Origin of the sequence: Mycobacterium sp. SVM_VP21, assembly GCA_024758765.1 — a bacterium.
Taxonomy (GTDB): Bacteria; Actinomycetota; Actinomycetes; order Mycobacteriales; family Mycobacteriaceae; genus Mycobacterium; species Mycobacterium heraklionense_C.
On sequence record CP101406.1, the window covers coordinates 496447 to 522541 of the forward strand.

At 65.7% G+C, this 26095-nt stretch carries 34 protein-coding genes and 1 pseudogene; 15 read left to right on the forward strand and 20 right to left on the reverse strand.

The window, feature by feature from the left end:
- Positions 1–91: 91 nt before the first annotated feature.
- Both NM962_02530 and NM962_02535 read left to right on the forward strand, forming a co-directional pair.
- Positions 92–1885: an acetyl/propionyl/methylcrotonyl-CoA carboxylase subunit alpha gene (locus NM962_02530; protein ID UVO13048.1), complete on the forward strand. Its 1794-nt coding sequence runs from the start codon at positions 92–94 to the stop codon at positions 1883–1885.
- A gap of 5 nt (positions 1886–1890) precedes the next feature.
- Positions 1891–2286 carry a hypothetical protein gene (locus NM962_02535; GenBank protein ID UVO14523.1) on the forward strand — a complete coding sequence of 132 codons (396 nt, stop codon included), beginning with the start codon at positions 1891–1893 and terminating at the stop codon, positions 2284–2286.
- On the opposite strand, the gene NM962_02540 is transcribed toward NM962_02535, so the two are convergent.
- Both NM962_02540 and NM962_02545 read right to left on the reverse strand, forming a co-directional pair.
- The gene (locus NM962_02540) at positions 2200–2484 is read right to left on the reverse strand and encodes a hypothetical protein (protein UVO13049.1); all 285 of its coding nucleotides are present in this window, start codon (positions 2482–2484) and stop codon (positions 2200–2202) included. The two genes, NM962_02535 and NM962_02540, sit on opposite strands and share 87 nt — an antisense overlap.
- A gap of 245 nt (positions 2485–2729) precedes the next feature.
- Entirely contained in the window at positions 2730–3713 is a 984-nt protein-coding gene (locus NM962_02545; GenBank protein UVO13050.1) for a TIGR03557 family F420-dependent LLM class oxidoreductase, read from the reverse strand.
- A gap of 80 nt (positions 3714–3793) precedes the next feature.
- Between NM962_02545 and NM962_02550 the strand changes: the two genes are divergently transcribed.
- Entirely contained in the window at positions 3794–4801 is a 1008-nt protein-coding gene (locus NM962_02550) for an iron-containing redox enzyme family protein (protein ID UVO13051.1), read from the forward strand.
- 193 nt (positions 4802–4994) lie between these two features.
- Positions 4995–5432, forward strand: a complete 438-nt coding sequence (locus NM962_02555) for an STAS domain-containing protein (protein ID UVO13052.1) — start codon at positions 4995–4997, stop codon at positions 5430–5432.
- A gap of 9 nt (positions 5433–5441) precedes the next feature.
- Here the strand turns inward: NM962_02555 and NM962_02560 are convergent, their stop codons facing one another.
- Positions 5442–7568 (reverse strand): catalase, encoded by a 2127-nt coding sequence (locus NM962_02560; protein ID UVO13053.1) that lies wholly within the window; start codon positions 7566–7568, stop codon positions 5442–5444.
- Between the two features lie 100 nt (positions 7569–7668).
- Between NM962_02560 and NM962_02565 the strand changes: the two genes are divergently transcribed.
- The gene (locus tag NM962_02565) at positions 7669–8349 is read left to right on the forward strand and encodes an HAD family hydrolase (GenBank protein UVO13054.1); all 681 of its coding nucleotides are present in this window, start codon (positions 7669–7671) and stop codon (positions 8347–8349) included.
- Between the two features lie 15 nt (positions 8350–8364).
- Here the strand turns inward: NM962_02565 and NM962_02570 are convergent, their stop codons facing one another.
- Positions 8365–8778 carry a ChaB family protein gene (locus NM962_02570; protein UVO13055.1) on the reverse strand — a complete coding sequence of 138 codons (414 nt, stop codon included), beginning with the start codon at positions 8776–8778 and terminating at the stop codon, positions 8365–8367.
- Positions 8779–8850: 72 nt separating this feature from the next.
- Positions 8851–9360 (reverse strand): universal stress protein, encoded by a 510-nt coding sequence (locus NM962_02575; protein UVO13056.1) that lies wholly within the window; start codon positions 9358–9360, stop codon positions 8851–8853.
- Between the two features lie 402 nt (positions 9361–9762).
- Between NM962_02575 and NM962_02580 the strand changes: the two genes are divergently transcribed.
- The 4 genes from NM962_02580 to NM962_02595 all read left to right on the forward strand — a co-directional run bounded on the left by NM962_02580 (position 9763) and on the right by NM962_02595 (position 11542).
- Positions 9763–9996, forward strand: a complete 234-nt coding sequence (locus tag NM962_02580) for a hypothetical protein (protein UVO14524.1) — start codon at positions 9763–9765, stop codon at positions 9994–9996.
- 15 nt (positions 9997–10011) lie between these two features.
- Positions 10012–10167, forward strand: coding sequence for a hypothetical protein (locus NM962_02585; GenBank protein UVO13057.1), 156 nt, complete (start codon positions 10012–10014; stop codon positions 10165–10167).
- Between the two features lie 101 nt (positions 10168–10268).
- A complete protein-coding gene (locus tag NM962_02590) occupies positions 10269–11225 on the forward strand; it encodes a sensor histidine kinase (protein UVO13058.1) in 957 nt (318 codons plus the stop codon).
- Positions 11222–11542 carry a hypothetical protein gene (locus NM962_02595; protein ID UVO13059.1) on the forward strand — a complete coding sequence of 107 codons (321 nt, stop codon included), beginning with the start codon at positions 11222–11224 and terminating at the stop codon, positions 11540–11542. Before NM962_02590 ends, NM962_02595 begins: the two co-directional genes overlap by 4 nt.
- 275 nt (positions 11543–11817) lie before the next feature.
- Here the strand turns inward: NM962_02595 and NM962_02600 are convergent, their stop codons facing one another.
- Positions 11818–12090: a hypothetical protein gene (locus NM962_02600; protein UVO13060.1), complete on the reverse strand. Its 273-nt coding sequence runs from the start codon at positions 12088–12090 to the stop codon at positions 11818–11820.
- Positions 12091–12135: 45 nt separating this feature from the next.
- A complete protein-coding gene (locus tag NM962_02605; protein UVO14525.1) occupies positions 12136–12555 on the reverse strand; it encodes an HSP20 family small heat-shock protein in 420 nt (139 codons plus the stop codon).
- 138 nt (positions 12556–12693) lie between these two features.
- On the opposite strand from NM962_02605, the gene NM962_02610 reads away from it, so the two are divergent.
- Together NM962_02610 and NM962_02615 are read left to right on the forward strand one after the other, a co-directional pair.
- Positions 12694–13095 (forward strand): helix-turn-helix transcriptional regulator, encoded by a 402-nt coding sequence (locus tag NM962_02610; protein UVO14526.1) that lies wholly within the window; start codon positions 12694–12696, stop codon positions 13093–13095.
- Positions 13095–13304, forward strand: coding sequence for a hypothetical protein (locus NM962_02615; protein UVO13061.1), 210 nt, complete (start codon positions 13095–13097; stop codon positions 13302–13304). The genes NM962_02610 and NM962_02615 overlap by 1 nt, the downstream gene beginning before the upstream one ends.
- Positions 13305–13319: 15 nt before the next feature.
- Here the strand turns inward: NM962_02615 and NM962_02620 are convergent, their stop codons facing one another.
- The 5 genes and pseudogenes from NM962_02620 to NM962_02640 form a co-directional block, all read right to left on the reverse strand.
- A complete protein-coding gene (locus tag NM962_02620; GenBank protein UVO13062.1) occupies positions 13320–13547 on the reverse strand; it encodes a CDGSH iron-sulfur domain-containing protein in 228 nt (75 codons plus the stop codon).
- Positions 13544–14239 (reverse strand): methyltransferase, encoded by a 696-nt coding sequence (locus NM962_02625; protein UVO13063.1) that lies wholly within the window; start codon positions 14237–14239, stop codon positions 13544–13546. The genes NM962_02620 and NM962_02625 overlap by 4 nt, the downstream gene beginning before the upstream one ends.
- Before the next feature lie 81 nt (positions 14240–14320).
- Positions 14321–14509: pseudogene (locus NM962_02630) on the reverse strand (thiamine pyrophosphate-requiring protein).
- Positions 14510–14554: 45 nt separating this feature from the next.
- Positions 14555–15229, reverse strand: a complete 675-nt coding sequence (locus NM962_02635; GenBank protein UVO13064.1) for a UdgX family uracil-DNA binding protein — start codon at positions 15227–15229, stop codon at positions 14555–14557.
- 76 nt (positions 15230–15305) lie between these two features.
- Positions 15306–15785, reverse strand: coding sequence for an MPT63 family protein (locus tag NM962_02640; GenBank protein UVO13065.1), 480 nt, complete (start codon positions 15783–15785; stop codon positions 15306–15308).
- A 270-nt stretch (positions 15786–16055) separates the two neighbouring features.
- Here NM962_02640 and NM962_02645 point away from each other — a divergent pair, with 270 nt between their 5' ends.
- A complete protein-coding gene (locus tag NM962_02645) occupies positions 16056–16724 on the forward strand; it encodes a PAS and ANTAR domain-containing protein (GenBank protein UVO13066.1) in 669 nt (222 codons plus the stop codon).
- Between the two features lie 99 nt (positions 16725–16823).
- Positions 16824–17579, forward strand: coding sequence for a sulfate transporter (locus tag NM962_02650; protein UVO13067.1), 756 nt, complete (start codon positions 16824–16826; stop codon positions 17577–17579).
- Between the two features lie 9 nt (positions 17580–17588).
- On the opposite strand, the gene NM962_02655 is transcribed toward NM962_02650, so the two are convergent.
- The 3 genes from NM962_02655 to NM962_02665 form a co-directional block, all read right to left on the reverse strand.
- Positions 17589–18290, reverse strand: coding sequence for a GAF and ANTAR domain-containing protein (locus tag NM962_02655; protein UVO13068.1), 702 nt, complete (start codon positions 18288–18290; stop codon positions 17589–17591).
- Positions 18291–18422: 132 nt separating this feature from the next.
- Positions 18423–18803: a glycosyltransferase gene (locus NM962_02660; protein ID UVO13069.1), complete on the reverse strand. Its 381-nt coding sequence runs from the start codon at positions 18801–18803 to the stop codon at positions 18423–18425.
- Positions 18800–19795 (reverse strand): glycosyltransferase, encoded by a 996-nt coding sequence (locus tag NM962_02665; GenBank protein UVO13070.1) that lies wholly within the window; start codon positions 19793–19795, stop codon positions 18800–18802. The genes NM962_02660 and NM962_02665 overlap by 4 nt, the downstream gene beginning before the upstream one ends.
- Before the next feature lie 404 nt (positions 19796–20199).
- Between NM962_02665 and NM962_02670 the strand changes: the two genes are divergently transcribed.
- Positions 20200–20511 carry an STAS domain-containing protein gene (locus NM962_02670; GenBank protein UVO13071.1) on the forward strand — a complete coding sequence of 104 codons (312 nt, stop codon included), beginning with the start codon at positions 20200–20202 and terminating at the stop codon, positions 20509–20511.
- On the opposite strand, the gene NM962_02675 is transcribed toward NM962_02670, so the two are convergent.
- Both NM962_02675 and NM962_02680 read right to left on the reverse strand, forming a co-directional pair.
- Complete coding sequence (locus NM962_02675) at positions 20508–21794, reverse strand: MFS transporter (protein ID UVO13072.1); 1287 nt, start codon at positions 21792–21794, stop codon at positions 20508–20510. The two genes, NM962_02670 and NM962_02675, sit on opposite strands and share 4 nt — an antisense overlap.
- Before the next feature lie 112 nt (positions 21795–21906).
- Positions 21907–22539, reverse strand: a complete 633-nt coding sequence (locus NM962_02680; protein UVO14527.1) for a cutinase family protein — start codon at positions 22537–22539, stop codon at positions 21907–21909.
- 343 nt (positions 22540–22882) lie between these two features.
- Between NM962_02680 and NM962_02685 the strand changes: the two genes are divergently transcribed.
- Positions 22883–23824 (forward strand): esterase family protein, encoded by a 942-nt coding sequence (locus NM962_02685; protein UVO13073.1) that lies wholly within the window; start codon positions 22883–22885, stop codon positions 23822–23824.
- Positions 23825–23858: 34 nt separating this feature from the next.
- Here NM962_02685 and NM962_02690 read toward each other — a convergent pair whose 3' ends face one another.
- The 3 genes from NM962_02690 to NM962_02700 are packed head-to-tail and all read right to left on the reverse strand — an operon-like array spanning position 23859 to position 26076.
- A complete protein-coding gene (locus tag NM962_02690) occupies positions 23859–24014 on the reverse strand; it encodes a DUF6131 family protein (protein ID UVO13074.1) in 156 nt (51 codons plus the stop codon).
- A complete protein-coding gene (locus tag NM962_02695) occupies positions 24011–24574 on the reverse strand; it encodes a hemerythrin domain-containing protein (GenBank protein UVO13075.1) in 564 nt (187 codons plus the stop codon). The genes NM962_02690 and NM962_02695 overlap by 4 nt, the downstream gene beginning before the upstream one ends.
- A 41-nt stretch (positions 24575–24615) precedes the next feature.
- Positions 24616–26076, reverse strand: a complete 1461-nt coding sequence (locus NM962_02700) for an ornithine decarboxylase (protein UVO13076.1) — start codon at positions 26074–26076, stop codon at positions 24616–24618.
- Positions 26077–26095: the final 19 nt, after the last annotated feature.

Consider the following 26095-nt stretch of genomic DNA (forward strand, 5'->3'; position numbering starts at 1 on the left):
GGGGCACTGGAACAGGTTCAGCGGTCGCGCTTTACACTGCCTGAAGCTAGATTCTTAAAGACATTTCTTATACATGCCATCAGGAGGGCCAGTGGCGAACCATGCCAGCTCGAAGATCTCCAAGGTGCTCGTCGCCAACCGCGGGGAGATCGCAGTCCGGGTGATCCGCGCCGCGCGCGACGCCGGATTGGCCAGCGTGGCCGTGTACGCCGAGCCCGACGCCGACGCACCCCACGTCCGGCTCGCCGATGAGGCCTTCGCCCTGGGTGGGCAGACCTCGGCCGAGTCCTACCTGGTGTTCGAGAAGATCCTCGACGCCGCCGCCCAGTCGGGCGCCAACGCCATCCACCCCGGCTACGGCTTTCTCTCGGAGAACGGCGACTTCGCCCAGGCCGTGATCGACGCCGGGCTGATCTGGATCGGGCCGAGCCCGCAGTCGATTCGCGACCTCGGCGACAAGGTCACCGCGCGCCACATTGCCGCCCGCGCCAAGGCTCCGCTGGTGCCCGGCACCCCGGACCCGGTCAAGGACGCCGACGAGGTGGTGGCCTTCGCCAAGGAGTACGGCGTGCCGGTGGCGATCAAGGCCGCGTTCGGCGGCGGTGGCCGCGGCATGAAGGTGGCCCGCACCATCGAGGAGATCCCCGAGCTCTTCGAGTCCGCGACCCGTGAGGCGGTAGCCGCGTTCGGTCGCGGCGAGTGCTTCGTGGAGCGCTACCTGGATAAGCCGCGCCACGTCGAGGCCCAGGTCATCGCTGACCAGCACGGCAACGTCATCGTCGCGGGCACCCGCGACTGCTCGCTGCAGCGCCGCTTCCAGAAGCTGGTCGAGGAGGCCCCGGCGCCGTTCCTGACCGACGCGCAGCGCAAGGAGATCCACGAGTCCGCCAAGCGGATCTGCAAAGAGGCCGGCTACTACGGTGCCGGCACCGTGGAATACCTGGTCGGCCAGGACGGCCTGATCAGCTTCCTGGAGGTCAACACCCGTCTGCAGGTGGAACACCCGGTCACCGAGGAAACCTCCGGCATCGACCTGGTGCGCGAGCAGTTCCGCATCGCCAACGGCGAGACCCTCGACATCACCGAGGACCCCGCACCGCGCGGCCACTCCATCGAGTTCCGCATCAACGGCGAGGACGCCGGCCGCGGCTTCCTGCCCGCCCCCGGCCCGGTGACCCGCTTCGACCCGCCGACCGGCCCCGGCATCCGGATGGACTCCGGCGTGGAGACCGGTTCGGTGATCGGCGGCCAGTTCGACTCGATGCTGGCCAAGCTGATCGTGACCGGCGCGACCCGCACCGAGGCCCTCGAGCGCGCCCGGCGCGCCCTGGACGAGTTCCACGTCGAGGGGCTGGCCACGGTCATCCCGTTCGACCGCGTGGTGGTACGCGACCCGGCCTTTGTCGGCGACGAGAACGGCTTCACGGTGCACACCCGCTGGATCGAGACCGAGTTCGAGAACACCATCGAACCGTTCACCGGTGGCGAGCCCCTCGACGAGGATGATGCCCAGCCGCGGCAGAAGGTGGTCGTCGAGGTCGGCGGACGACGCCTGGAGGTGTCGCTGCCTGGTGATCTGGCGCTGGGCGGCGGTGCGGGCGGCGCCGCCGGCGCAATCCGCAAAAAGCCGAAGGCCCGCAAGCGTGGCGCACACGGCGGCGCGGCGGCATCCGGTGACGCAGTGACCGCACCGATGCAGGGCACCGTGGTGAAGGTGGCCGTCGAGGAGGGCCAGGAGGTCGCCGCCGGTGACCTGGTCGTAGTCCTGGAGGCTATGAAGATGGAGAACCCGGTGACCGCGCACAAGGACGGTGTCATCACCGGCCTGTCGGCAGAGGCCGGGTCGGCCATCACGCAGGGCACCGTGCTCTGCGAGATCAAGTAGCCGACATAGAACCGATCGAGATCAACGCCGGCCCGTGGTATCTGCGGATACCACGGGCCGACGATCGTATCGACGACCGTGTGACTCTGGCCGACCTCGGTGAGACCGACCCGGACTACGTCGCGAAGGCGGAATCAGGCTGGGCCGATGACTCGGGCTATCTCTGGGCAGTCTGCGAACCGACGACGGGGGAACTGTTGGCCGAGGTGACGCTGAATCCCGCCTCGGGCGAGATCACCAGTCGGCACCGGCCAGGTTATGGCCCGGCAGCACTGACCGGGACGCAGGCGGTGTCCCGGTTCGCTGCGGGCGCGTTAGGTCTGACGCCGGTGATGACCGGCGTGGGTGGTGCGGCTTCGCCCGACGAAAACCCAGGTCAAGCCGCCGATCGCCAACGCTAGGACCGCGATACCGAAGCCCAGCGTCCACCCAGCGTCGTGCTGCGCGGCGGCGCTCATGAAGCCCACCAATGCCAGCGCCGCCATCAGCAGCATGGCCAATCCCGGCAACTCACGGCGGTCCTTGAACACCAGTCCGGCCCGCGGCTGGGTCGTACGCCTCTGATCGATTCCCTCATCGGTGTCGCTGATGTCGCTCATGAGGCCCCTTGTACCCTCGCCGCTGCGGCCCGAAACCCGCTGCGCTGATGTCGACGACCTTCCCGGGCAAGCGGGTGGGCCCACACCGCCGGGGAGTGCCCCCATTCGCCCGGCTCCGCCGCGCTCGCAGTCGCCGCTGCGCTGATGGCGGCGACCTGCTGCGCCCGGCTCCGCCGCGCTCGCAGTCGCCGCTGCGCTGATGGCGGCGACCTGCTGCGCCCGGCTCCGCCGCGCTCGCAGTCGCCTTAAGGTGCGTCGCGCAGCGCCGCCAGCAGCGGCTCTGCGGCCTCCTTGAGGAAGGCTTCCTGGGTCTCCCCGCCGATCTGGATCAGCGCGATGTCGGTGAAACCGGCGTCGCGGTAGGCGCCGACGGCGTCGACGATTGCGTCCAGTTCCGGCCCACACGGTATGGCCCCGGCAACGTCGCGCGGCTGCACGTAGCGGGTGGCGGCCGCGAACGCCGCCGGTGTCGGCAGCTCGGAATTGACCGACCAGCCGCCGCCGAACCAGCGGAATTGCCGGTGGGCGCGCTGTATTGCCTTATCCCGGTCGAGATCCCAGCACACTGGTAACTGCCCGATGACGCGCCCACCCGCCAATCCGGCCGCCTGCCGTGCGGCGTGCCAGGACTGGACCAGATCCCGGTCGGGCTGCACCGCGATCAGGTGATCGGCAGCCGCGGCGAATCTGTCGACGCCTTTGGGCCCCGACATGGCCACGGCCAACGCGACCGGGATGTCCGGCAGGTCCCAGAGCCGCGCCTGGTCGACTTCGAAATGGTCGCCGTGGTGGTCAACCGTCTCCCCCATCAGCAGCTCGCGGATGATCTTGATGGCTTCACCGAGCATGGCTTGCCTGCGCACTACGTTCGGCCACCCCGCGCCCGTCACGATGTGCTCGTTGAGGTTCTCCCCGCTGCCCAGCCCCAGGGTGAACCGGCCCTCGGCCAGAATCTGCACGGTGGCAGCCTGCTGGGCCACGACCGCCGGGTGATAGCGCATCGTCGGGCAGGTGACGTAGCTGTAAAGGCCTATGTCTTGAGTGGCGTGCGCGACCGCGCCCAGCAGCGCCCACGCGTTGGGAGCGTGGCCCTGCGACACCAGCCACGGCGAAAAATGATCGCTGCACACCGCGAAGTCGAAACCGCGTTCCTCGGCGGCAACGGCGTAGCCGACCAGCTCTGCGGGCCCGCTCTGTTCGGTCATCAGGGTGTAGCCGAAGCGTGTCATGCTGCCGGAATACCCAACGGCCGACCACCGAAACGGCACGGCGCCGTTTGGCGCGGTCCCGGTGGCGGGTATCCGCAAGCGTGCGCACCGCAATGATCCCCACCGAACCTCGACTGCCCGCCGCGTGCGGGCCGTTGTCTGCGACGGTGTGCGGCCTCTTGCGTCGGCCCGCCGGCGCGGCCGCTGAGCTCATCGCCCCGACCACCGGCACCGACCCGTACGGCCGCGACCTGCAACTGGCGCTCTACGTCTGCTACGAGTTGCATTACCGCGGGTTCGCCGATGTCGACCCCGGTTGGGAGTGGGACGCCACCCTATTGGGACTACGCACGCAACTCGAACGCGCGTTCCTCGCCCGTGTGCGTCGCGATGTCGGAGTGATACCGCCAGACGCGACGGCCGATGCCGAAATGGATGCCGCGTCAACCGAGCCCGTGCACGGCGCCGGACCCTCGTGGTATCTGCGCGATCACGGCACCTGGGAGCAGGCTCGCGAGTACTTCGTCCACCGATCGCTGTACCACCTCAAGGAGGGCGATCCGCACGCCTGGATCATCCCGCGCCTGACCGGCCAGGCCAAGGCGTCGTTTGTCGCGGTCGAATTCGACGAGTACGGCGCCGGGCGGGGTCCGCGGGTGCACCAGCAGCTCTTCGCCGACCTGCTCACCGCGGCCGGGCTGGATGCCGGTTACCTCGCCTACCTCGATGTTGTCCCTGCCGAGTCGCTGGCGGTGGTGAATCTGATGTCGCTGTTCGGGTTGCATCGCCGCTGGCGGGGTGCGGCCGCCGGACACTTCGCGGCCACCGAGATCACCTCACCTCCGGGCTCGAGCCGGTTGGTCGCGGCGCTGCGGCGGATGGGCGCGCCGGAGCCGTGCGTAGCGTTCTACGCCGAGCACGTCGAGGCCGACGCGGTACACGAGCAGGTGGTGCGCAATGACGTGATCGGCCACCTGTTGGACGAGAATCCGCATTTGGAGACCGATGTCGTATTCGGTATCCGAGCTCTCGGCGCCGTGGAAAATCGGCTCGCCGACGTGATGGCATCAGCCTGGTCAGCGGGGCGCTCGTCACTGCTCGGGACGTGAAAATTAAGGTTTCACTGGGATTTTCCAGAAATTGTCGGGCACCTCTTGGCCAATCGCTGCGGGCCTCGGTAACGTCTGGTTTCTCCGGTTGAGTTCACAGCCGCAGTGAAACGTCACCGCGTAAACGCAGCCCCGGAAGTGATTACGTTGACGTGATCCAACAGCACGATTCGTCGACTGATGGAGCCACAGCATGACGATCAACAAGATTACTCAGAGCGCTTTTGCCACTCCGGCAACGGAAGCCACCCAAGTTTGGCGCAATCACACCGCCAAGTTCACCGTTCATTGGGGTCGCTCCGGAGCCGTCGTCGCCGTAGATGGAGAGATCGACGCGGCGAACGCCAGCCCATTCGCGGACTATGCCAAACGGTGCGCCGAGTGCTGCGAATGGCTGGTGGTGGACCTATCTGAGCTGACATTCATTGGAACCACCGGATTTTCAGCTCTTCAGTCGATCAGCGCGCAGTGTTCCGGCGCGCAGACCAATCTGAAGGTGGTTCCGAGTCCCGCACTGTCCACTCTGCTGCGGATCTGCGATCCACACTCTCGGCTTCCGCTGGTGCCCTCGCTGAGGGACGCGTTGGCAGAGGTCCAACGGCCCGGTCGGCCGCTTCGCCTCGTCCCGTGATCTAGAGGTCTAGGCAGGAACCGCGTCGGCAGAGCGGTTCCAGGCGCGGTGCCCGGCGAGTGCAGCGGCGAACGCGTCGAAGAACTCGTCATTCAAGTCGTCGGCCGCGGCCGTCGTCGTCACCAACCCGGAGGCGACGACGACCGCGGTGTCCTCGGCCGGTCGCTCGGAGATGCCGGCCTTGGGCAACAGTTTGACGCCTGCCCCGAACGCCCCGATCACCTTGAGGTGCTTGTAGGCCTCCGCGACGAAGTGCACCGCATACCCATCGCCGGACAACGCCTCCACCGCGTCTGGCCCGCACGGCACGACCACCGCGTCGTAGAGCACCGACGCCATCGTCGTGAAGGCCCGGTCGACACCCAGTCGGCCGCCCGAACCCCCGGCCAGTTCACCGCCGGCGATCGGCGCCAGCACTTCGGCGATCGCGCCGCGTTCCCGCATCGCCGCGACGAACCGTTCGACACCCACCACGTCCACACCGTCGGCGGCCAGCACCGCGATCTTGCGGCTTTCGATGCCGGGCGGGTCCTCGTCGGCCGGGGTACCGGTGTCGCTCAGCTGCGAGAGCGCCGGCGACAGCACCACCTCGTCGACGGGCTTCTCGCCGGGCGCATCCAGGCCCAGTTTCTCGGCCACCTGGCGCGCCAGATCGTGGTCGACCATGTTCAGCTGTTCGACAGCGCGCTGCCGGATCTCGACGTGTTCGCATTTCCCCAGTTCAAAGGCGTAGGCGGCGACGATGTGTCTCGCTTCGGGCGCGGTCATACTTCGGTAGAACATCCGCGCTTGGCCGTAGTGGTTCTCGAAGCTCGCGGCGCGCTTGCGGATCTTGGCCCCGTCCACCTTCTCGGTGTAGTGCCGGAACACGCCCTCGTCCGCCAGGGCCGGGCAGCCACCGCCCAACGAATTCTTGTAGTAGCTGGACTTTCCCCGCGGTATCGCCTGTTGGCCGTAGCCGTCGTGCTGGTTGTTGCGTACCTGGGCCACCGGCCGGTTGATCGGCAACTGAGCAAAGTTCGGTCCACCGAGCCGGATCAACTGCGTATCCAGGTAGGAGAAGTTGCGGAACTGCAGCAACGGGTCGTTGGTGAAGTCGATTCCCGGCACGACGTTGGCCGTGCAGAACGCCACCTGCTCGGTTTCGGCGAAGAAGTTCTCCGGGTTGCGGTTGAGCACCATCTTGCCGACCGGGCGCACTGGAACCTGTTCTTCGGGAATGATTTTGGTGGCGTCCAATAGGTCGAAGTCGAACTTGAACTCCTCGGCTTCGGCAACCAGCTGCACTCCAAGTTCCCATTCCGGAAATTGACCGGCCTCGATGGCGTCCCACAGATCGCGCCGGTTGAAGTCGGGGTCCTTGCCGGCGATCTTCTGGCATTCGTCCCAGATCAGCGAATGCACGCCGAGCTTCGGCTTCCAGTGGAACTTCACGAACGTTCCTTCGCCGCTTGCATTCACGAAGCGGAAGGTGTGCACGCCGAAGCCCTGCATCATCCGGTAGCTGCGCGGCAGAGCACGGTCCGACATCAGCCACATGATGGCGTGCAGCGTCTCGGGCTGCAGCGACACGAAGTCCCACAGCGTGTCGTGAGCGGACTGGGCCTGCGGAATCTCGTTGTCCGGCTCTGGTTTCACCGCATGCACAAAGTCGGGAAACTTGATGCCGTCCTGAATGAAGAAAACCGGAAAGTTGTTGCCCACCAGATCGTAGTTGCCCGCCTCGGTGTAGAACTTGGTGGCGAATCCGCGTACGTCACGCACGGTGTCGGCCGAACCGCGCGAGCCGGCCACGGTGGAGAACCGCACGAACACCGGCGTCCTGGTGCCTGGCGTGGTCAGAAAGCGTGCCGCGGTGTACTGCGCAAGCGAGTCGTCATAGGGCTCGAAATAGCCGTAGGCGCCCGCCCCGCGGGCATGCACCACGCGTTCGGGAATCCGCTCATGATCGAAGTGGGTGATCTTCTCCCGGGCGTGAAAGTCCTCCAGCAGCGTGGGCCCACGCTCACCGACCGTCAGTGCGTCGTCGGTGTGGTCGACGCGCACCCCCTGCTGAGTCGTGAGGTATCCGGACTGCCGGTCGAACCGGTAATCGTCGAGTTGTCGCTGCTTGCCGTCACGGTCCTCGGTAGCCACCGCTTTTCCTCTCGTCGGTATTTGGGAAGTCCACGGGTGGGTATCCCAGCCAGGTCATCCGCAAACGGCCAGAACCATCCGCGAACGGGAGGGGAAGAGTGTGAGCGCCCAATCGGCTGTGTTGTTCGACGTCGACGGCACCCTGGTCGATTCCAACTATCTGCACGTGCACGCCTGGCGGCATGCGTTCGCCGAGCTAGACCTGGAGGTGGAATCGTGGCGGATCCACCGCGCCATCGGCATGGACGGATCCGCACTGGTGCGTCTGCTGTCTGACGACGCTTCCGACGACGTCCGGCGGCGCCTCAACGAGCTGCACTCGCGGTACTATCTGCAGTCAGCGACTCTGCTGGCGCCACTGCCGGGTGCCCGGAAGCTGCTGGAACGCATAGCTGCTCTTGGCCTTCCGGTGGTGCTGGCCACCTCGGCACCCGAGGACGAGTTGGCGGTGCTGCGCAAGGCGCTCGATTGTGACGACCTTGTCGCGGCGGTCACCTCGTCTGCCGATGTGGATGTCGCGAAGCCGAATCCCGACATCAGCGCGATTGCGCTGGAACGGGTCGGCGCAACGGCGGGGCGTGCCGTCTTCGTGGGCGACGCAGTCTGGGATGCCCAAGCGTGCGTGCGCGCCGGGGTGCCCAGCATCGGTCTACTCAGCGGCGGCGTCTCCCGCGCCGAGTTGGATACGGCCGGTGCGACGGTAGTTTTCGACAACGCCGACGATTTACTGGAGCACCTGGATCAGACGCTGATCGCCGGCCTGGCCGACGGGCGGGGTTGATACTGCCGTCGTCCGCTATTTGCCGCGGACCCGGCGGTTGTGCTTCTTGATCGCCGTGACCAGTTCAGCTTTGCGCATCGTCGATCGTCCGTGAATGTCCAGCCGGCGGGCTACGTCCAGCAGATGCTGCTTGCTGGCGTTGGCGTCGACGCCCTCCGCAGACGGTCCGGAGTTGTTCGGACCGCCGCCGGCCGCGAGCTTGTCCGACGGGCCGCGCTTCTTCTTGGGTTCCCAGTGGTCCCCCACCTTCTCAAAACTGTGCTTCAGCGCGGCATAGGCGACTCGGTGCGCACGTTGCTCGCTGCCATATTCCTTGGCGGCGGCATCGTGCGCCTTGGCGAAGGTGCGCTGCGCCTTGGCGCCGGAGCGCTGTAGCGTGCTGGGCAGCTCGCCACGCTTAACGGTGCCGCTCTTCGTCGTCTTGGGCATGAGACCTCCAATCAGCGACTGCAATCGAGGTTGGTTACCCCGTGAAACAGCTCAGCAACCATCTGGGGGCAGCTACCATCCCGTCGGGTCGACCTGCAGTGGAACGCTCGCGGGCGCTGGCCTCGCTCGGTCGTCATCCTGAATGACCGCCAGCGGGCATTGGCAGCGTGGCGTCAATGCCGCACCGACCGAGCCCGACAATAGATGCCGCAGCCGTCGACGGCCGCTTGATCCGACGACAACCAGATCGGCTTGTCGGGACAAATCAGCCAGCACGTCAACCGGATCGGTAAACACCACCTTGGCCTTCAGTTGCGCCGGCACGGCGCCACGGCCACTGTCACTGGCGACGTCGACGGCGTCATCGACGATCCGTTGCACGCGCCGATGCGGCAATTCGTGTTGGCCGAACACGATCCGTCGGGCCATCAGAGGTGATAACTGGGTCGAGGCCGCGTGCACCAGAGTGAGTGGTAACGCACGGCGGTCAGCTTCCTGGGCTCCCCAGCGCACAGCGGCCCGAGACGCCGAGGATCCGTCGACGCCGACCACGATTCCGGCACTTGCAGTATTCGAAGCCATAAAGACGGAGGTTAACCAGCGCGTCCTGCAGTCAAACCCCGCGTCGTTCGTCGATCGGTTGCCCCAGTTTGTAAGGCTTTTCGCCGTCGACGGGCTGACCGGTCTACTGCAAGCCATCACCGGTATGGGCTAGGCGGCGGCCGTGCACGACGTTGCGCAGCATCCGATCGACGATCCCACCCGCATCGCCGATCCACTGCGCATGACCACCCGCCGCGCGCCGGATTCGCCTGTCCCCAACAACATCATCTGCGCACCTCGTTCCGTTCGCCGATGTCCCACCGAATGCCGGCAGCACCCCGCTTCCGTCGCGACCAAACGCCATTTGGCTTCCGCACGACCCTCAGGTTTCGAGAGCGGTCGAAAGGGGAACTGATGGGGGTACAGATGAATGGAGGGCGGATGCGAATCGGTGGATTGGCCGGGACTTTTGTGCTGATCTGGCTGCTGATCGGCGTGTTCGCCGCTTGGCAGCGCGACTATTTCCATGGCAGCCAAACCAGTTGTGCAAATGCTGGAACCATCGCTGTCACCACGTTGGCGGGTCCGTTGAACTATCTCGGGTTCAACCCGGTTGTGTCCGACTGCCATTTGCCGCAGCCCTCTTCGTTGGGTGCGGTCGGTTTGATTGTGTGAGAGAAGGGATTGGTAATGATTGGCCTCGGAGTGGTCCTGCTTATTCTGGCGCTCATATTTAAAATCAACGTCCTCTGGACAATCGGCGTCATTCTGTTGGTTGTCGGCGCGGCACTGTGGATTCTGGGCGCGGTCGGTCGCCCGGTCGCGGGTCGGCGCTACTGGTATTGATCCCAACCGAGGCACGGCGCGAACTGTCGCGCCGTGCCTTGCACAGTTGACGTTGAGGTTGCTCGGCGGCCTGATCACGCCGGATGACAGGGGCACGTGCGATGACCGTCGCTGCCGACGCTGATCGCGGCACCTTCAAACACATTGCGTTGTTCTACCGGTCGCCGCAGGAGTACCTGGACTACCTGGTGCCATTCATCACCGATGGCGTAGCCCTAGGCCTTCCCATCTTGGTGGCGGTGCCTGAACCCAACCTCTCGCTGCTACACGGTGCACTCCCCGCAGACGCAGTAGAAGCTGTGGCTCTGGCCGACATGAACCAAGTGGGACGCAACCCCAGCCACATCCTGGGCGGTGTGTTCGGTACCTTCGCCGCTCGGCACCCGTCCGGACGGGTCCAGATGGTCGGCGAGCCGGTCTGGAGCAGTCGATCAAAGCCGGAGTATCCGGCCTGCGTGCAGCACGAGGCACTGGTCAATGAGGCATTCACTGGCCGGGAAATCACGGTGGTCTGCCCTTACGATGCAACACATTTGGATTCCCACATTCTCATCGACGCCGAGATCACCCACCCGAGTTTGGGCCGCTGCGGGCAGCCAGAGCGCACCAGCTCCGGCTTCGCTCCCGAGACCGCGTGGGCGCGCTACAACGAACCGCTGCCCAGTAGCCCGACCGCGGCAAGCTACACACTGCGCAGACTTGCCGATCTGGCCGGCGCCCGACAATTCGCCGCCAGGTACGCGCGCTGGTTCGGCGTCGCCGACGCCGACATCGCAGATCTGCAGTTGATCGTCAACGAGCTGGCATCTAACAGCCTGCAGCACGGTCGCGGTCCGCGTGCCCTGCTGTTGTGGGAGGCGGGCGACCAATTGATCTGCCAGGTACGCGATGCCGGCCACCTCACCGACCGGCTTGCTGGACGCAGGCCAATCATCGGCGGCTATGCCGACGGGTGCGGGCTGTTCGTGGTCAACGCAACCGCGGAACTGGTGCGTATTCACACCACAGCAAGCGGAACCACGGTACAGGCGCATCTGCGGATGAGGAAGTCCACGTGATGGGCGCCTACCGCGCGGACAGGTCGGGCGAATTCGGCCACATCGGCGGGGAATTTTTGTATCGTGCGGCCGAGTACCTCGCAGACGGTCTGAACCTCGACCAGCGAGTCACCTATGTCGGCGCGGACGACCCGCACGACACCCTCGAGATCGACGCTCGCGAGCTGGAGTTCATCGGGCATCGGCAGCTTTGCCTGCTCGACCGCTGCTGCGCCGCCCACGGCCGAAAGGCCATGCTGCGCAGCGACCGAGCAGTTGTGCATCGACTGGTCAACCTCCTCGGCTTCGCCAACGTCCACATCGAGGCGACGGCGTGACCTCGTTGATCGTCTTCTGTTGGGCCGGCGAGGCCCCTGCCGGGAGAGCAATAAGGGCAGTGGGACCCCGCCGGCTCCTGCGGTGACATCGTGTGCGGCGCAACCTACTTCGCTGCCACGTCGGTGGCGATGCGCGCGCAGTCCCAGTCTGCGTCGAAGGCGCCCACGATGGTCGGACATCGGTGCGCGACGCACGAGTCACCGCCCGCTGGTGCAAATCGCGTTAGACCATCACCTCCCTGAACGGGCAACTGCTGAGTCAAGTCCGCGGCGAGTCACGGAGGAGACCGCTGGGTCGGCCTCACTCTGCTATTACGCCGCCGCGTGGCCGACCGGTGTTTACGGCCGGCCGACGGCAGCGCATCGCCCCGATCGGAAGTCGCACTGCCAAGGGCGAGCTTGGCGGGGCGAGGCCGAGCGACGGGCATTTCGGCGAGTACCGCGGTCCAGTGCCCGGGTTTTGCGGTGATCAACAGCCGCAGCCATTCGGCGCGCACGATGCTCTCCGCCTCGTCGAGCACCTCCGCGGTCAGAGTGTCGGTGGTCATTCGCTCACCTCCTTCACTAGTGGGCCGCCGCCCGGCCCCTCGCAATCAGGCGTTAATAACCCGCTCGTCGTGACTACTCGCGATCTTGATTCGCCGCGGCTTTGCCTTCTCGGCGACCGGAATGGTCAGCCGCAGCACTCCGTCCTGATAGCTCGCCTGAATCTGGCTGGCATCGAGATTGTCACCGAGGAACAACTGGCGGCTGAAGACACCGCGCGGCCGTTCCGCGGATACCATCTCGCGGCTTTGATCCAGCCCTGGACGCTCGGCGTGCACCGTCAGCACGTTGCGTTCGACATCAAGGTCCAGGGAATCCTCCGCGACCCCAGGCAAGTCGAACTCGACGATGAACTGGTCGCCGTCACGCCAGGCGTCCATGGGCATGACCGCCGGCCGTGCCGCGGTGCCCAGCACCTGCTGGGTCCAGCGGTCGAGATCACGGAATGGGTCGGTCCGCATCAACATCATCTCCACCTCCTAGATCTGCGGCAGATCATCTATGTCTGCCGGCATAGATTTTTATATAGCACCGGTGGTAGTTTCGTGCAAGAGGAGCCCGAGAAATTTCCCGACGAGTGGAAGCGACGCGACGTGGCTGACGAGATGAATGTTCGGTCCGGGCTTGGGGTATACGGCATCTCGGTGGCAGCCGAGTTGTCCGGTATCGGACCGCAGACCTTGCGACTCTACGAGAGCCGCGGCCTGCTGACTCCGGCGCGCACCGCGGGCGGAACACGGCGCTACAGCGATGACGATCTTGCGCGGCTGCGACGAATCACGGAGCTGGTAGACATCGGCATCAACGTGGCCGGTATCGGGCAGATCCTCGGCCTAGAAGCGCGTAACGCCCGATTGGAGTCGGACAACAACAGACTGGAATCCGACAACACCCGACTGAAGTCGGACAACTCTCAACTGAAATCGGACTATGCCCTGCTCGCTGCCCAGCGCGCCGCCCTGCCGGCCCCGGGCACGCCACGACCGCGGAAACGAAAGGGGTCATGATGACCAACCCTGAACGGCTACCGGCGACCGAAGATGTTCCGGAGGCAGATCTCGCCGAACAGCGGATCCCCACCGATGCGAGCGACGACGACGCGCTGGATCTGGCCGCTCTGGAAAACGCCACCGATACCGATGCCAACCCCGCGGACCTGATCGATCAGGCCATCAGTGTTCCGCTGCCCGACGACGACTACCACACCGACCGATGAGACATCAGCCGGCAGCTACTCGGATTTGACGACGTCTGCCTCGGCACGCCGCTGTGCCCCATTCCGGCGCCGATGGCTGGTGTCGCACAGCGGGTAATTGCGGCTGCGCCCACACGTGCAGATGGCCACCATAAACCGATCCGATTCGACGACGCCCTCAGGCGTCTCGATCCGCACCGGGCCGGCGACCAGGACCGGACCATTGCGGACGGGCCGTACCACCCTTTTCTCCGGGACCGTCACGGCTTGTCCGCCCTGATCACCACCAGCTGTTCCAGCCGGCAGCCGCGAGGCACCTGGCCGGTGGATTCCAGCCAGCCGGCGTACGCGGTGAGCACCGGACCGAACGGAATACGCCGGACAGCGACGGCCTCGGCAGACAGACCCGATTCCCGCAGACTCTCCAGTGAGTGCGCGACATCGGCGAGGGCGGACTGCACCAGTAGCAGGGAACCGCCGCTGCGCAACAGCGCTGCCGCCGACCGGCAGAGCGGCTCCAGCACGATTCGCCCGTCTGAGCCGCCGTTCCACGACCATTCCGGACCGCCTGCCGATGGGATAGGTCCGCCGGAGCATGGCGAGGGCACATAGGGCGGGTTGGCCACCACCAGGTCGAACGGGGCACAGCGCAACGCTCCACTCCAGGGTCCCTGCCGAATCGCTACGTCCACGCCGGCGGCACGCACGTTATTCCGGGCGCACCGCACCGCGCGCGGGCAGATGTCGAACGCGGTAACGCTGTCCGCGCCCAGCTCGGCCGCCGCGATGGCCGCCACCCCGCTGCCGGTGCACAGATCCAGCACCCGGGCCCGACGAGCCAACCCGGTACGTTCCATGGTCTCGATGAGAAGATGCGAATCCTCTTGCGGCACATATACGCCGTCTAAGTTCGGCGGCCGGCGACGCAGGGCGCCGGACACCCCCAAGGTAGTCATCGGCGATTACCCGCCGTTCTTGCTGGATGTCACACACCGACTGGCGAGCCGACTCGGCGAACTCGTCCATCTTCGGCTTCGCGCCCCCACCGGTTGGTGGTCAAGCTTGGCGTCGCAGCTACCGTTCAGCAGATGGATCGGCCCGCCACCGGACGTCGCCAGACAACACCCGAGTTCTCCCGTTAATTTGGCGTGGCCGATGGCCCCGGCCCGGTCCAGGACCCACCACTGACGGAGCCAATCGAGGATGAAGTCAGCGGTTTTCGGCATTGGCTGCTCCCTTCAACACGCACGGATTACCCGCCACCGGCGTTGTCAAACTGCGGGGTGCGCCAGTGGTGCGCCACCTCTGGACACGGCATTATGGGCTACCCGCAGGTCGTCGACGAATGCTTCGTAGGCCTGCGCACGCTGGTCGCTGCGGTCACGCAGCACGGCCGAGGGATGAACGGTGGCCAGGACCCTTGGCCGACCATTGGACCCGGCCAGGCACAGTAGCTCACCGCGCCCGGTGGAGATACGAAACGACGCACCCAGCAGCGACTGTGCGGCGGTGGCGCCCAGACAGACCACCACTTCTGGCCGCACCGAGTCGATTTCGGCGATCAACCACGGCCGGCAAGCCACCACCTCAGTGCGGCCGGGCTTCTGGTGGATGCGGCGTTTGCCCTCGCGGCGGGTGAACTTGAAATGCTTGACCGCGTTGGTCACATAGGCCAGTGCCGGATCAATTCCTGCGTCGCGCACCGCACGGTCCAGCAACCGCCCGGCCGGCCCGACGAACGGGTGGCCCTCGAGATCCTCATGATCGCCGGGCTGCTCACCGACCAGCATCAGCGGCGCACCCCGCCGGCCCTCGCCGAAGACGGTCTGCGTCGCATCGCGGTACAGGGAACAACCGTGGCACTGTGCAGCCGCCTCACGCAGTGCACTCAGCGTCCGCCGCTCGGGCAGGTAGCGCTGCGCCCCAGGCTCTTTCGTCGTTGCCATGGCACTTACACCGCCGTTGGGTAGTCCGAGCGGAGGCTGGACCCGATCCGCAGATCGGGTCCAGCTCAACGCCGCGTCAGGCCTTGCTGGTCCACACCAGCACGTCCTGGACGCCGTCGTTGTAGACCACGCCATCCGGCGCCGGTCCGGTGACATCGAAGTAGATCTTGCCGTTGGCCGCAGCACCCTGGGCGATCGGCCCGGGATTGATGCCGCCCGGCGTGGGCACCGTGTTGATCACCCGGTAGGTGTCACTGTTGGCCGCCCTGGCGTTGAAGTCCGCGACCACCGGGGTCACCGTGCCGCGGTCGGCACGAGCCGTCACGTCGGCTTGATACAGCTTGCCGTGGGGCCGATAGCCCGGAATGGTGACGCTCGCCGGTCCCAGGTTGCTGACTGTGTAGGACGTTGCCATCGCCCCGTCGTTGAGCTGTTCGGGCGTGCCGAACGGCTGGATCGCCGGCTCGGCTGAGGCGGTGGTCGCGGAGAAAACACTCAGCACGGCAATTCCGGCCGCGCCGGCGGCCGTCTTGGCCGCAGTCGTGGAGAGCTTCACTTTTGACTCCTTCCGTCGAGTCGATACGTAACGGCGGTCCGCGTTGCTGGAACACGCCTGTCACAGCGCTTACCCGGCACGGTCAACGGGGAAACGCGGTGGTAGTTGCGCAGCGTGGAGAAATTGTGGATAGTTACGTCGCTCGGGCGTTCAGGAGGCAGCGCCGGTCTGGATTGTCCGTGCACTCATTCCTGCGATTCCGGACCGCGGCTTGCCCGCCGGCCGTTGGAATCAGCTCATACTGTTGGGGTACGAGAAGGCGGGTATGCGGTGGTCGGGGATGTAAACGCTTCATTTGCGACGCCGGCGGACGACGCGGCCGAGTTACATAGCGACCTCGACCTGGTGGTCGGCCACGGCGAGCCGCAGCGGGTTGGCCGGTTCCGGTACTGGCTCGGTGAGCAGCGCTGGGAGTGGTCGGACACGGTGGCCCGCATGCATGGCTACGAGCCGGGCACGGTGACGCCCACTACCGAGTTGCTGCTGCAGCACAAACATCCCGAGGACCGCGCCCAGGTCGCTGAGGTGCTGGAACGGGTTATCCAAGGTGAGCCGTTCAGCAGTCGACACCGCATCATCGACACCGGTGGGCAGGAGCACTGGGTGATCGTGGTCGGTGACCGCATGCTCGACGACGCCGGGGTGGTGACCGGAACGGCAGGCTTCTACGTCGACGTCACCGATGTGCTGCAGGCCGATGTCAGCGCCGCAGTCTCCGAGGTCGCCGAGTCGCGTGCGGTCATCGAGCAGGCCAAGGGTGTGCTGATGGTCGCCTACGGCATCTCCGCGGAGCGGGCGTTCGACATCCTGGTGTGGCGCTCGCAGGAGACCAATGTCAAGGTGCGCGACCTGGCGGCCCGCTTCCTGGCTGCTTTCACTGGTCGGCTGCCGTCTGAGGTGCTCTCCGATCTGGACCACACACTGTTGACCGTGAGCTGAAATTGCGGCGGCACGAGAGGTGAACTCGTCGGCACTGGCGGGTAATTAGCCCCTCAGTGGTGAACGAGTGCGATGACGGACTGCAGACCGGGTGCGGCCATGACTAGGGCGCCAGTTCATCTCACTGTGTCGGTAACTGATGTGGGCGGGGTTTGCCTGCTGACCGCCGTGGGAACGCTGGACAGCACCAATTATCTCGAACTGCGCGACTGCGTGATCAAGGCAGCGCTCGACGAACCGCCGGCGGTGTTGGTCGACGTCGGCGACCTCGACGTCCCGGCTCGCTCGGCGTGGTCTGTGTTCACCAGCGCCCGTTGGCATGTGAGCGTTTGGCCGGATATCCCGATCCTGTTGGTCTGCGAGCGACCTGAAACAATGGCGCGGCTCTCCGAAACCGGTGTGACGCGCTACGTTCCGGCACACTCCGACCTTGAGACTGCACTGGGTTCGCTGCCACGTCCCAAACGCACTCGCCGCAGGGTCAGCGCAGAATTGCCACGCCGCCTAAGCAGCTTGCGCCGTTCCCGTGACTTCGTCGCGGAGTGGCTGTCCAGCTGGTCGCAGGATCAGTTGATACCGACGGCCAAGGTGATCGTGGACGTGCTGGTGGAAAACGTGTTACGCCATACCGACAGCTCACCGACGGTCTTGTTGGAAAGCGCGGGCTCGACGGTCACCGTTGCGGTCCAAGACGCCGACGCCGCCCCGGCTGTGCTCCACGAGGGCCCCGACGGCTTGCCTGCCCGAGCGTCGGGCTTAGCGGTCGTTGGTGCGGTGTGTCGCACGTGGGGCAGTACTCCCACTGCGAAGGGCAAGACCGTATGGGCGGTGATCAGGCCGGAATGCCGGCTTTAGCGCATGACTTCACTGTCCCCGGCCGACGCGTGTCACCAATTGCACGGCAACCTCGGTCAGCGGAGTGTTGGAGTTCTGCGACAGCCGCTTGAGCAGCTCAAAGGCTTGCACCGCGTCGATGTCGAACCGCTCCATGAGCATGCCTTTGGCCTGGCCGATGATGTCGCGGGAGGCCAGCGCACTGCGAAACTGCTCGTCGCGACGAACCATGTGCCAGGCCAGTGCGGCGTGAGTGGCCAGGATCAGCCCTAATTCCACCGCGTCGTCATCGAAAGCGTTGGCGGTTTGGGCGTAGAAGTTCAGAGCGCCAGTGGTGCCATCACCGGTGAATATTTCGAATGCCAGAACGGAACGGATCGGCGTGGTGGCTGCGACCTCCCGGCAATACGACGGCCAGCGCTCCTCCCCGCAGACGTCATCCAGCCGAACCACATGATGCTTCCACGCCGCGGCCAGACACGGCCCCTCCCGCAGACGACGCTGAATGCCGTCCAGCGCAGCCGGGTATCCATCTGTCGCGGAGAGGGTCTGCACCTCACCGCTCGATGTCGCGAGCGTGACACCAGCATGCTGGGCACAAGACATGTGCCCGAGAAGATTGGCGACCAGTTCGTCGAGCGCGCCATCGGCGTCGGCACGAGTCCGCTGATTCAGCGTGTGCACCAGGTCCGCCACGTCACGCATCATGTCGTTGCGGCTCGTCACCGCCATGTCTTCGCTCCGCCCAGGTCCCCCGCCAGATGGATCCATGCTCCTCCGATCAGCCAGTAGCGGCAACCACTTCAGCGTTGGGTCCCGACAATCCGTGCTGAAACGAAAGTTTCACCAAATTTCGTTCAGGTGTTACATATTTGAAGCCCGGGCCGGGGCTGCGGTAGGCAGGAGCCGTTCGTACACCCGCAGCGTATCGGTCGCAACCCCGTCCCAGGAGTACCTTGCACGGGCCCGCTCTCGCCCGGCCCTGCCAAAGCTGGACGCAGCGCGCCGATCCCGACGTACTGCGTTGATGGCGTTCGCGCAGGCGCGCGGGTCCTTCGGCGGGATCAGCAGGCCCGTCACGTCGTAGACACCAGTGTCGAGCGTGCGGGTGTAGACGTCGACATCGTGGCCACGGCGGGCCAGCGCCGCCGACAGCTCAGCGACGTGAACGGTCTGGCCGCCAGCGTCGGCTCCGCTCAACGCGGCGAGCGGGCTGGCATGTTCGGAGATCATCGCGATCTTCACGGCGATCCTCCCCCGCCGCATTGCGCCTCGATGATCTGGTCCCACTGATGCAGGAATCGGTCGAGGCCGAAGTGTTCCGTGGCGTAGTTGCGGGCTGCCTTGCCCACGACCTCGGCCAGGTAACGGTCGGCGATCAGCCCGCTCAGCGCGGTCTGCAGGGTGTCGAGGTCCGCACTGACGACCCCTGCCTCGGGTGGCACCACCAGCGGGGCCATCGTGGCAGCCACCGCCACCACCGGCATGCCCAGGAACATGGCCTCCAACAGCGAGGGGCCCAGCGATGTCCAGCGCGCGGTGTGCAGATAGACCCGGCGGTGTGCCAGTTCCTTCATGAGCTGGTCGGTGCGCAAGTCGCCATGGCCGACCACACCCGCACACCGATGCGCCGGCTCATTCAGATCCTCGGTGCCGATTCCCCAGACATCGACCGGCGCGAACCGCCCCAACGGGCCCAGCAGGTCGGCGCCGACGGTGCGCCACCGACGCAACGGTTCGTCGATCAGGGCACCGGCTGCCGCGATGTCCCCGGTATAGAGGTGGCCCGGGTCGGCGATCCCGTGGTCGATCACCATGGTCGGTGCACGACCGTTGTCCCACATCAGCTGGTTGAACGCGGTGACGTGGATCAGCGGGATGTCATTGCGGTCCGCGATGGGGTGCAGGCTCTCCACCACAAACGGTCGCGGGGTGTTGTGCTCGACGTACACCGCGGGGACATCGATTCCGGGCCGGCGGCCCAGCAGGCGTGCCGTCAGCTCCAGCTCGTGGGGTCGCTGCAGCACCACCAGGTCGATCTCCTGGTCACGCAATGCGGTCAGGGGCACTTCCCGTGCCCGCGGCCAGTCCCGACCGCACAGCCCACGCCCGTCGGGATCACGCGGGGCGTTGACCGGAATGAGGTAGCGGTGTTCGCCGGCGACGAAGGAATCCATCCACGAGCCGTGCACATGCCAGACGAGCAGCGAACGGCGGGTGGTCTGCGGAAATGCCATAACCGGTTGTTACCCGCGACACCGGAGCCTAAACGTGGAAAAGGTCCCCGAAGCGGTTTGCTACAAGGGGATTCGGCGGCGATCGGGGAAGGGACCGTTACCAAATCGTTGCAGTGCGCCGAACATCGGCGTAGGTTCGTTAGCAGGTTGAGTTAACAGCCACCCGGAAAGACGCGTCAACCACGCTAGCCAGGGAGGCACACTCCCTGCATCTCATCCGTGAAGGTGTAACTCGCATCGACGCGATCCACAGTACGAGTTTCGACTGATGGAGTAATTCAATGCCCGCTTTAAGAACCGCCGGATCGGTGTTCCCGGCGACCCGAATAAATTCCCTTCCCCCGTCCGATACCTGGGCGAGCCGCACCGCCCGTTCCGTAACCCGCTGGGGGCGGTCTGGCGCAGTGATCAGCGTCGGCGGTGAACTCGACGCCTCCAACGCCAACCAGCTGTCCGACTACGTGCAACGCTGCGCGGGATACTGCGAGTGGCTGGTCCTCGACCTCAATGACCTGGAATTCATTGGTACCGCAGGCTTTTCGGCACTCAAGACGATAACCGACCGATGCGCCGAAACGATGGTGTACTGCACGACGGTGCCCGGTGTCGCGGTATCGCGCCTGCTGCGAATCTGCGATCCCGGAAACGCATTCCCCACCACCACGTCGGTGGCTGACGCACTGGCCGGCGTGCAGGGGTTCCGGCAGGTCCGCTAGCTATCCCGTCCCCGGGCGAGTTCGCGGGCCCGTGCTTCACTCTCCACCGCCGGCCCCGAACCGGGTAGCCGCCTTCCAGCGACTTCGGGGGTGAAGGCCAGCGCGAGCGCGCCGATGGCCCCGGCCACGACCAGCAGGTAGGCCGGTGCCATCGGGTTGCCGGTGCTTGAAACCAGTGCCTCGGCCATCAGCGGTGTGGTGCCGCCAAACGCCGAGACCGACACATTGAAGCCGATGGCTAGCGCTCCGTAACGAACCGGGGTGGGAAACAGGGCGGGCAGTGTCGCCGGCAACGTCGCATCGAAGCACAGCAGCATCAGCCCGATCAGCAGAACTCCGGCAAACGCCGTCGGACAGTTGTGGGCGGAGCAGATCAGACCAAACGCTGGAACCGAAAGAGCCAGCAACATAGCGCATCCCGTCCACAGCACCGGTTTGACTCCGATGCGATCGGACAACCGTGCCACCGGAATCACAGTGGCCATCAGCACCAACAGCGTCAGCACGATTACGAGCAGCCCGGCAGTGTGTGGGATCTGCGCGGTGGTCTGCAGGTACGTGGGCAGGTAGCCGGTGAGCAGGTAGTCGGTGACGTTGTAGGTCAGCACCAGTGCGATACACAGCAGCAGGGGCCGCCACTGACTGGCGGTACGTCCCAGTTGCCGCACGGCGGAGTCCTCGGAGTCTTCCTGCTGGCCGCTTGTCTGTTCATAGGCCGGTGATTCCTCCAAACGCAGCCGCAGGTAGAGGGCGATCATGCCCAGTGGGGCGCTGAGCAACAACGGAATTCGCCACCCCCAACTGACCATTTCCGCGTCAGTAAGCCGACTCTGCAGTACGGTGACCAACACACCGGCGGCGACGTAGCCGGCCTGCGAACTCAGCGGAAGAAATCCGGCCATCATGCCGCGTTTGTTATCCGGAGCCTGCTCACCCACGTAGACCATCGCACCGACGTATTCACCGCCGGCGGAGAAGCCCTGCACCATGCGCGTCGCGACGAGCAGGATGGGTGCAGCGACACCGATAGCGCTGTAGCCGGGAAGCAACCCGGTGGCGGTGGTGCCGAGCGTCATCAGCAGCAGCGTGGTGACCAGCACCCGCTTACGCCCGATCCGATCACCGAGTGGGCCGAAGACCACTCCGCCGACCGGGCGCACCGCGAACGCCGCGGCCAGGGTGCCGAAGGCGCCGATCAGGCTGCTGGTGCCGGTGCCCGGGTAGAACACCCTCGCGATGGTCGTGGCCAGGTATCCGTAGACACCAAAGTCGTACCACTCCATGAAGTTACCGATCGCAGTGCCGCGGATGGAGCGCCGGAGCTGCTCAGGATCAGCGACCCGGATCTGTTCGCGCCGCCACAGTCGGCGGCGATGTCTGCGTCCGACCAGCGGGCTATCCCACGCGGCCCTGGAGCTGCTGCGCGGCGAAGTCGGCCCCCTGTTGGACCATCGTTGCGTCATCGCCGGCGTAGCTGTCGTGTGCCGCAAAGTTCATGCCGTCGGAGCACACCGCATCCTCGACTGCGCACACCTGCAAAGTCTTTGCCTGGTACAGGGGTCCGATCACGATCGTGGGCTCTTGCAGAAAATTCATCGCCCGCTCGTTGGGCATGGCGAACAACACGACCGCGGCCACGTGGTCGGCAACGTCGGGGTCCAACGGTTTGGGCACTGTCGCCGGGTCGATCCCGTCCGGCACCTGGGCCGACGTGACGAAACCCATCACCGCCGCGCCCTGGGAGTAGCCGCCCAGCACCATCTTGGTTTTAGGGCAGCTGGTCGCCCGGGAGACGACGTGAGTACCCGCGTCTCGAATGCCGTCGACGCCGGTGTCCCAGTGGTCGGTGGCGGGGTAGTTGACCGCGTAGACAGCCGGGCTCGTTCCCAGGCGGGCATTCAGCGCGTTGAGGAAGGCTTGGCCCGTCGGGCCGACGCCTGGCGGCTCACCGGTTCCGCGCGCGAAGACCACCTCGGTGTCGGGACACGGCGCTGCCCTCGCGACGGGGACGCCGGGAGCCAGAAGCATCGCGGCCCCGGCAGCGGACGCCGCGATCGCCAGCGGGCCAATGGAATCGAGGCTGGTACGCGCAGACATGTCGGTGTAGGTGCCCACCGCGCACCCGCCTCAAACCGCATGTCCGAAAAATTTATATCCCGGTAGCGCTTTGGCGAACACTCTGGACAACAGTCCGCCACTTTGTTAAGACAAGAAGGTCAGATATCTGTCTTCAGACTGCAGGGCAGCCATCCGCGGATTTTCCTAACGCCGACGGGTGGGCCAAAGCCTCCGGGCCCTGTGTCGATCTCTCCCCTCTCGCGCACCCGGCCGACGGGCCTTGGCGCTCGGGTCTTCGCGAAAGGGGAGAACGATGTGGAACAACGCAACGTACCGGCCGCGCCGGGTCAGCGCGGTCGCAGCAGCGACGGTGTTGCTGCCGGCATTGATCGGCTTGGGTGCGTCGGCCCCGCCCGCCGGAGCTGCCGGGCCGGAATTTCTCTCTGTGCCCTCGCCGAGCATGGGCCACAACATCACCGTGGAATTCCAGGGCGGCGGCGCGCCGGCCGTCTACCTGTTGGACGGCTTGCGGGCTCGCGACGATCGCAGCGGCTGGGACATCGAAACGCCGGCATTCAGCGAGTACGCCGGTTCCGGGATGTCGGTGGTGGCACCGGTTGGCGGACGTTCCAGCTTCTACACCGACTGGTACGGGTCGGCCAACGGGCAGACCTACAAATGGGAGACGTTTCTGACCAGTGAGCTGCCGAACTTCCTTGCCGGGAAAGGTGTGCGCTCCACCCGCAACGCGGTGGTGGGCATTTCCATGTCTGGATCTTCCGCACTGATCTTAGCGGCCTACCATCCGCAGCAATTTGCCTATGCCGCATCACTTTCGGCGCTGCTGACCCCGTCCAGCGGCAACGGGCCCATGCTGATCGGCATGGCGATGAACGACGAAGGTGGGTTCAATCCCCAGGACATGTGGGGCCCCTCGGGCAGCGCAGGGTGGCAGCGCAACGACCCCACGGTCCAAGCCGGGCGTCTGGCGGGCAACGGCACCCGGCTATGGATCTACAGCGGCAACGGCACTCCGTCGGAGATCGGCGAGGGAAGCCTGCCCGGCCAGGTGATCGAGCAGGTCGTCATGCAGAGCAACGTCGCCTTCCGCGACGCCTACACCGGTGCGGGCGGGCACAACGCGACATTCAACATCGACAGCGCCGGGGTGCACAGTTGGGGCTACTGGAACGCCCAACTGGTGGCCATGAGGCCGGACATGCAAGGCACGCTGGGCGCCGGTGGGCGAGTCTGACGTGGGGGATCCAGCGTGAACGCCGCTAGGGCATTCAGTACCAGTAGCGTCGGCCGCCGACCGGCCGCCCCACCGCCCCCAATATCCAGAACACCGCGCCCACGACCAGCAGGACAATCCCGATCGCCCACAAAACGTAGACGTTGAAAACCAGGCCCAGGATCAGCAGCAACAAACCGAGGCCGATCATGAGTCATACCCCAGGATTGCGTCGCGTGCCCGGTCCACCATCGAGGCAAACGGTCCGACGAAGGCGTTGGCAAGCGCGCCCTCGACCCTGGCGTGCGGCCTGGTCGGTGCGATCGCCTCGGCGAGCCTGACCGCCCGCTCCAACAGCTTCAGTTCGGATTCACTGAGTTCGTCACGCAGCTGGGCGAATTCGTCGTGTTCTTCGTGGCCGGCATGTTCGAGAACATCGTCGCGAAGTTCCCGGAGTTTTTCGGTGAAGAACTCCGAATCGACATTGACGTTCTCCAGCTCGCCCAGGGCCTCCTTGGCTTTCTTCTCCTCGGCCAGCCGTGCATCGATCATTGCGCGGCCGTTGTCGAGCTCCTGGGCAGCTCGCGGGTGCACGATCTCTTCTTCGGCCGTCTCGTGGACGGCCAGCAGCCGGCGCAACCGTACGAACGACTCGTCGCGCTCGGAGCCGGCGGCCAGCAGTGTCTCGTCAAACAGCGTCTTGATGCGGTGGTGCTGCTCGGTGAGGAAATCGACCACGTCTGTCCGGCTGTGCAATGTCGTCTGTGCCATGGCTATGGGCTACCCCAACGAAGTTGGGGCAAAACCCGCACCTAGGCCACCACTCGGATGTGCTCGAGTAACGAGTCGGCAGCGTCGGGCAACGCCATCCCGGCGGCCAGCCCAGAGCGCAGATAGTCGATGACAGCGGTGTTGAGCCGTTCGCCGGGCACCACAGCCGGCACTCCCGGCGGATACGGCGTGATCTGCTCTGCTGCGATACGGCCGGCAGCTCGTGATGCGGCGATCATCTCGGTAGCGCCAAAGAATGCATCCCGGGGCAACTGCACGGTCTCCAGCTGCAGTTCCTGCGGCGAGGGCAGACGGATCTCCGGCGGTCGTTGGAAAGACGTTGCGGCGTCGCGCCACCCGCGCAGCGCCTCCAGCAGCCGGTCAGTCGTTCCGTGGTCATCGGCGAAGGACATGGTGACCAGGATCCGCCGGTGGTCGGCCAATCCCACGTCGAGGCAGCGCTGTTCGCGGAGCCAGTCCCGGGCCTGATAGCCCGACGTCCCGGTTGCCGATACGTCGACCAGCACCTGCAGCCGGTCCAGATCGTGGGAGGCCTCCGCACCGAGCAGCGCATGTTCGAGCACTTCGACGTCCGGAATCTCATCGATACGCCCGCGCACGTCGCGCGCCAACTTGATTGCGGCATCCAGCAGTTCATGTCCGTGGTACACCATCTGGCGACGCCAGCCGTCCAGTGCTGCGTAGATCGGCACGCTGGGACTGGTGGTCATCAACAGATCGGCGCACGCCGTCAGTCGCTCCCGGTCGATGAGATCACCTTGGATGTGGTAAACGGAGCCCTGCTCGAATCCCGCGCCCATCTTGTGCACGCTGACCACGCAGACGTCGGCGCCGGAGTCCATCGCCCAGGTCGGCAGGTCTTCGTGGAAGGGCAGGTGGGCGCCCCACGCCTCATCGACGATCAGCGGCTTGCCACGTTCATGACAGATCTCGGCGATGGCGGCCAGGTCTGCGCAGGTGCCGTACGGCGACGGGCTGACCACCAGCGCGCCCGCTGCGTCGGGATTCTCCTCCCACGCACCGGCAACCCGTTCCGGTGACGGCGGATGGCACAGATGCCGTTCGGCGTCCCAGCGCGGGGCGATCCAGCGCGGTTGGATGCCGGAGAAGATCAACCCACCCACCACAGACTTGTGACTGTCGCGCGGCAGCAGCAGCCCACCGCCCGCGCCGCCGGCCACCGCCATCATCGCGGCACGAACGGAAAGCGAACTGCCACAGGTGGAGAAGAATGCCGTCGAGGCACCAACGGCGTCGGCCATCAGTTGCTCGGCATCGGTCAAGTACTCTGCGCGTGCTTCCCAGTCATCCAAGCCGCCGCGGGCGAGCACATCGGCACGGAACAGGTCGGCCCCCAACACCTCGAGCACTGATGTGTCTGCGCCACGTCCCCGGCGGTGCCCGGGAGGGTTGAACCCATATCGGTCCTTGCGGTGATAGTCGGCCAGGGCTTCCAGCACAGGTGCTCGGCGCTGATCCATATCGACGAGCCTCCTGTCT

Coding starts and splice junctions, on each gene's coding strand:
- NM962_02615 (UVO13061.1), top strand. CDS start 13,095: ATGACCAACCCTGAACGGCTACCGGCGACCGAAGATGTTCCGGAGGCA.
- NM962_02665 (UVO13070.1), bottom strand. CDS start 19,795: ATGGCATTTCCGCAGACCACCCGCCGTTCGCTGCTCGTCTGGCATGTG.
- NM962_02690 (UVO13074.1), bottom strand. CDS start 24,014: ATGATCGGCCTCGGTTTGTTGCTGCTGATCCTGGGCCTGGTTTTCAAC.
- NM962_02545 (UVO13050.1), bottom strand. CDS start 3,713: ATGACACGCTTCGGCTACACCCTGATGACCGAACAGAGCGGGCCCGCA.
- NM962_02555 (UVO13052.1), top strand. CDS start 4,995: ATGACGATCAACAAGATTACTCAGAGCGCTTTTGCCACTCCGGCAACG.
- NM962_02695 (UVO13075.1), bottom strand. CDS start 24,574: ATGGCACAGACGACATTGCACAGCCGGACAGACGTGGTCGATTTCCTC.
- NM962_02580 (UVO14524.1), top strand. CDS start 9,763: ATGCGAATCGGTGGATTGGCCGGGACTTTTGTGCTGATCTGGCTGCTG.
- NM962_02575 (UVO13056.1), bottom strand. CDS start 9,360: ATGGCTTCGAATACTGCAAGTGCCGGAATCGTGGTCGGCGTCGACGGA.
- NM962_02655 (UVO13068.1), bottom strand. CDS start 18,290: ATGGCGGTGACGAGCCGCAACGACATGATGCGTGACGTGGCGGACCTG.
- NM962_02600 (UVO13060.1), bottom strand. CDS start 12,090: ATGACCACCGACACTCTGACCGCGGAGGTGCTCGACGAGGCGGAGAGC.
- NM962_02635 (UVO13064.1), bottom strand. CDS start 15,229: ATGGCAACGACGAAAGAGCCTGGGGCGCAGCGCTACCTGCCCGAGCGG.
- NM962_02680 (UVO14527.1), bottom strand. CDS start 22,539: ATGCTTCTGGCTCCCGGCGTCCCCGTCGCGAGGGCAGCGCCGTGTCCC.
- NM962_02590 (UVO13058.1), top strand. CDS start 10,269: ATGACCGTCGCTGCCGACGCTGATCGCGGCACCTTCAAACACATTGCG.
- NM962_02685 (UVO13073.1), top strand. CDS start 22,883: ATGTGGAACAACGCAACGTACCGGCCGCGCCGGGTCAGCGCGGTCGCA.
- NM962_02605 (UVO14525.1), bottom strand. CDS start 12,555: ATGTTGATGCGGACCGACCCATTCCGTGATCTCGACCGCTGGACCCAG.
- NM962_02675 (UVO13072.1), bottom strand. CDS start 21,794: ATGGAGTGGTACGACTTTGGTGTCTACGGATACCTGGCCACGACCATC.
- NM962_02540 (UVO13049.1), bottom strand. CDS start 2,484: ATGAGCGACATCAGCGACACCGATGAGGGAATCGATCAGAGGCGTACG.
- NM962_02570 (UVO13055.1), bottom strand. CDS start 8,778: ATGCCCAAGACGACGAAGAGCGGCACCGTTAAGCGTGGCGAGCTGCCC.
- NM962_02585 (UVO13057.1), top strand. CDS start 10,012: ATGATTGGCCTCGGAGTGGTCCTGCTTATTCTGGCGCTCATATTTAAA.
- NM962_02625 (UVO13063.1), bottom strand. CDS start 14,239: ATGACTACCTTGGGGGTGTCCGGCGCCCTGCGTCGCCGGCCGCCGAAC.
- NM962_02650 (UVO13067.1), top strand. CDS start 16,824: ATGACTAGGGCGCCAGTTCATCTCACTGTGTCGGTAACTGATGTGGGC.
- NM962_02700 (UVO13076.1), bottom strand. CDS start 26,076: ATGGATCAGCGCCGAGCACCTGTGCTGGAAGCCCTGGCCGACTATCAC.
- NM962_02610 (UVO14526.1), top strand. CDS start 12,694: ATGAATGTTCGGTCCGGGCTTGGGGTATACGGCATCTCGGTGGCAGCC.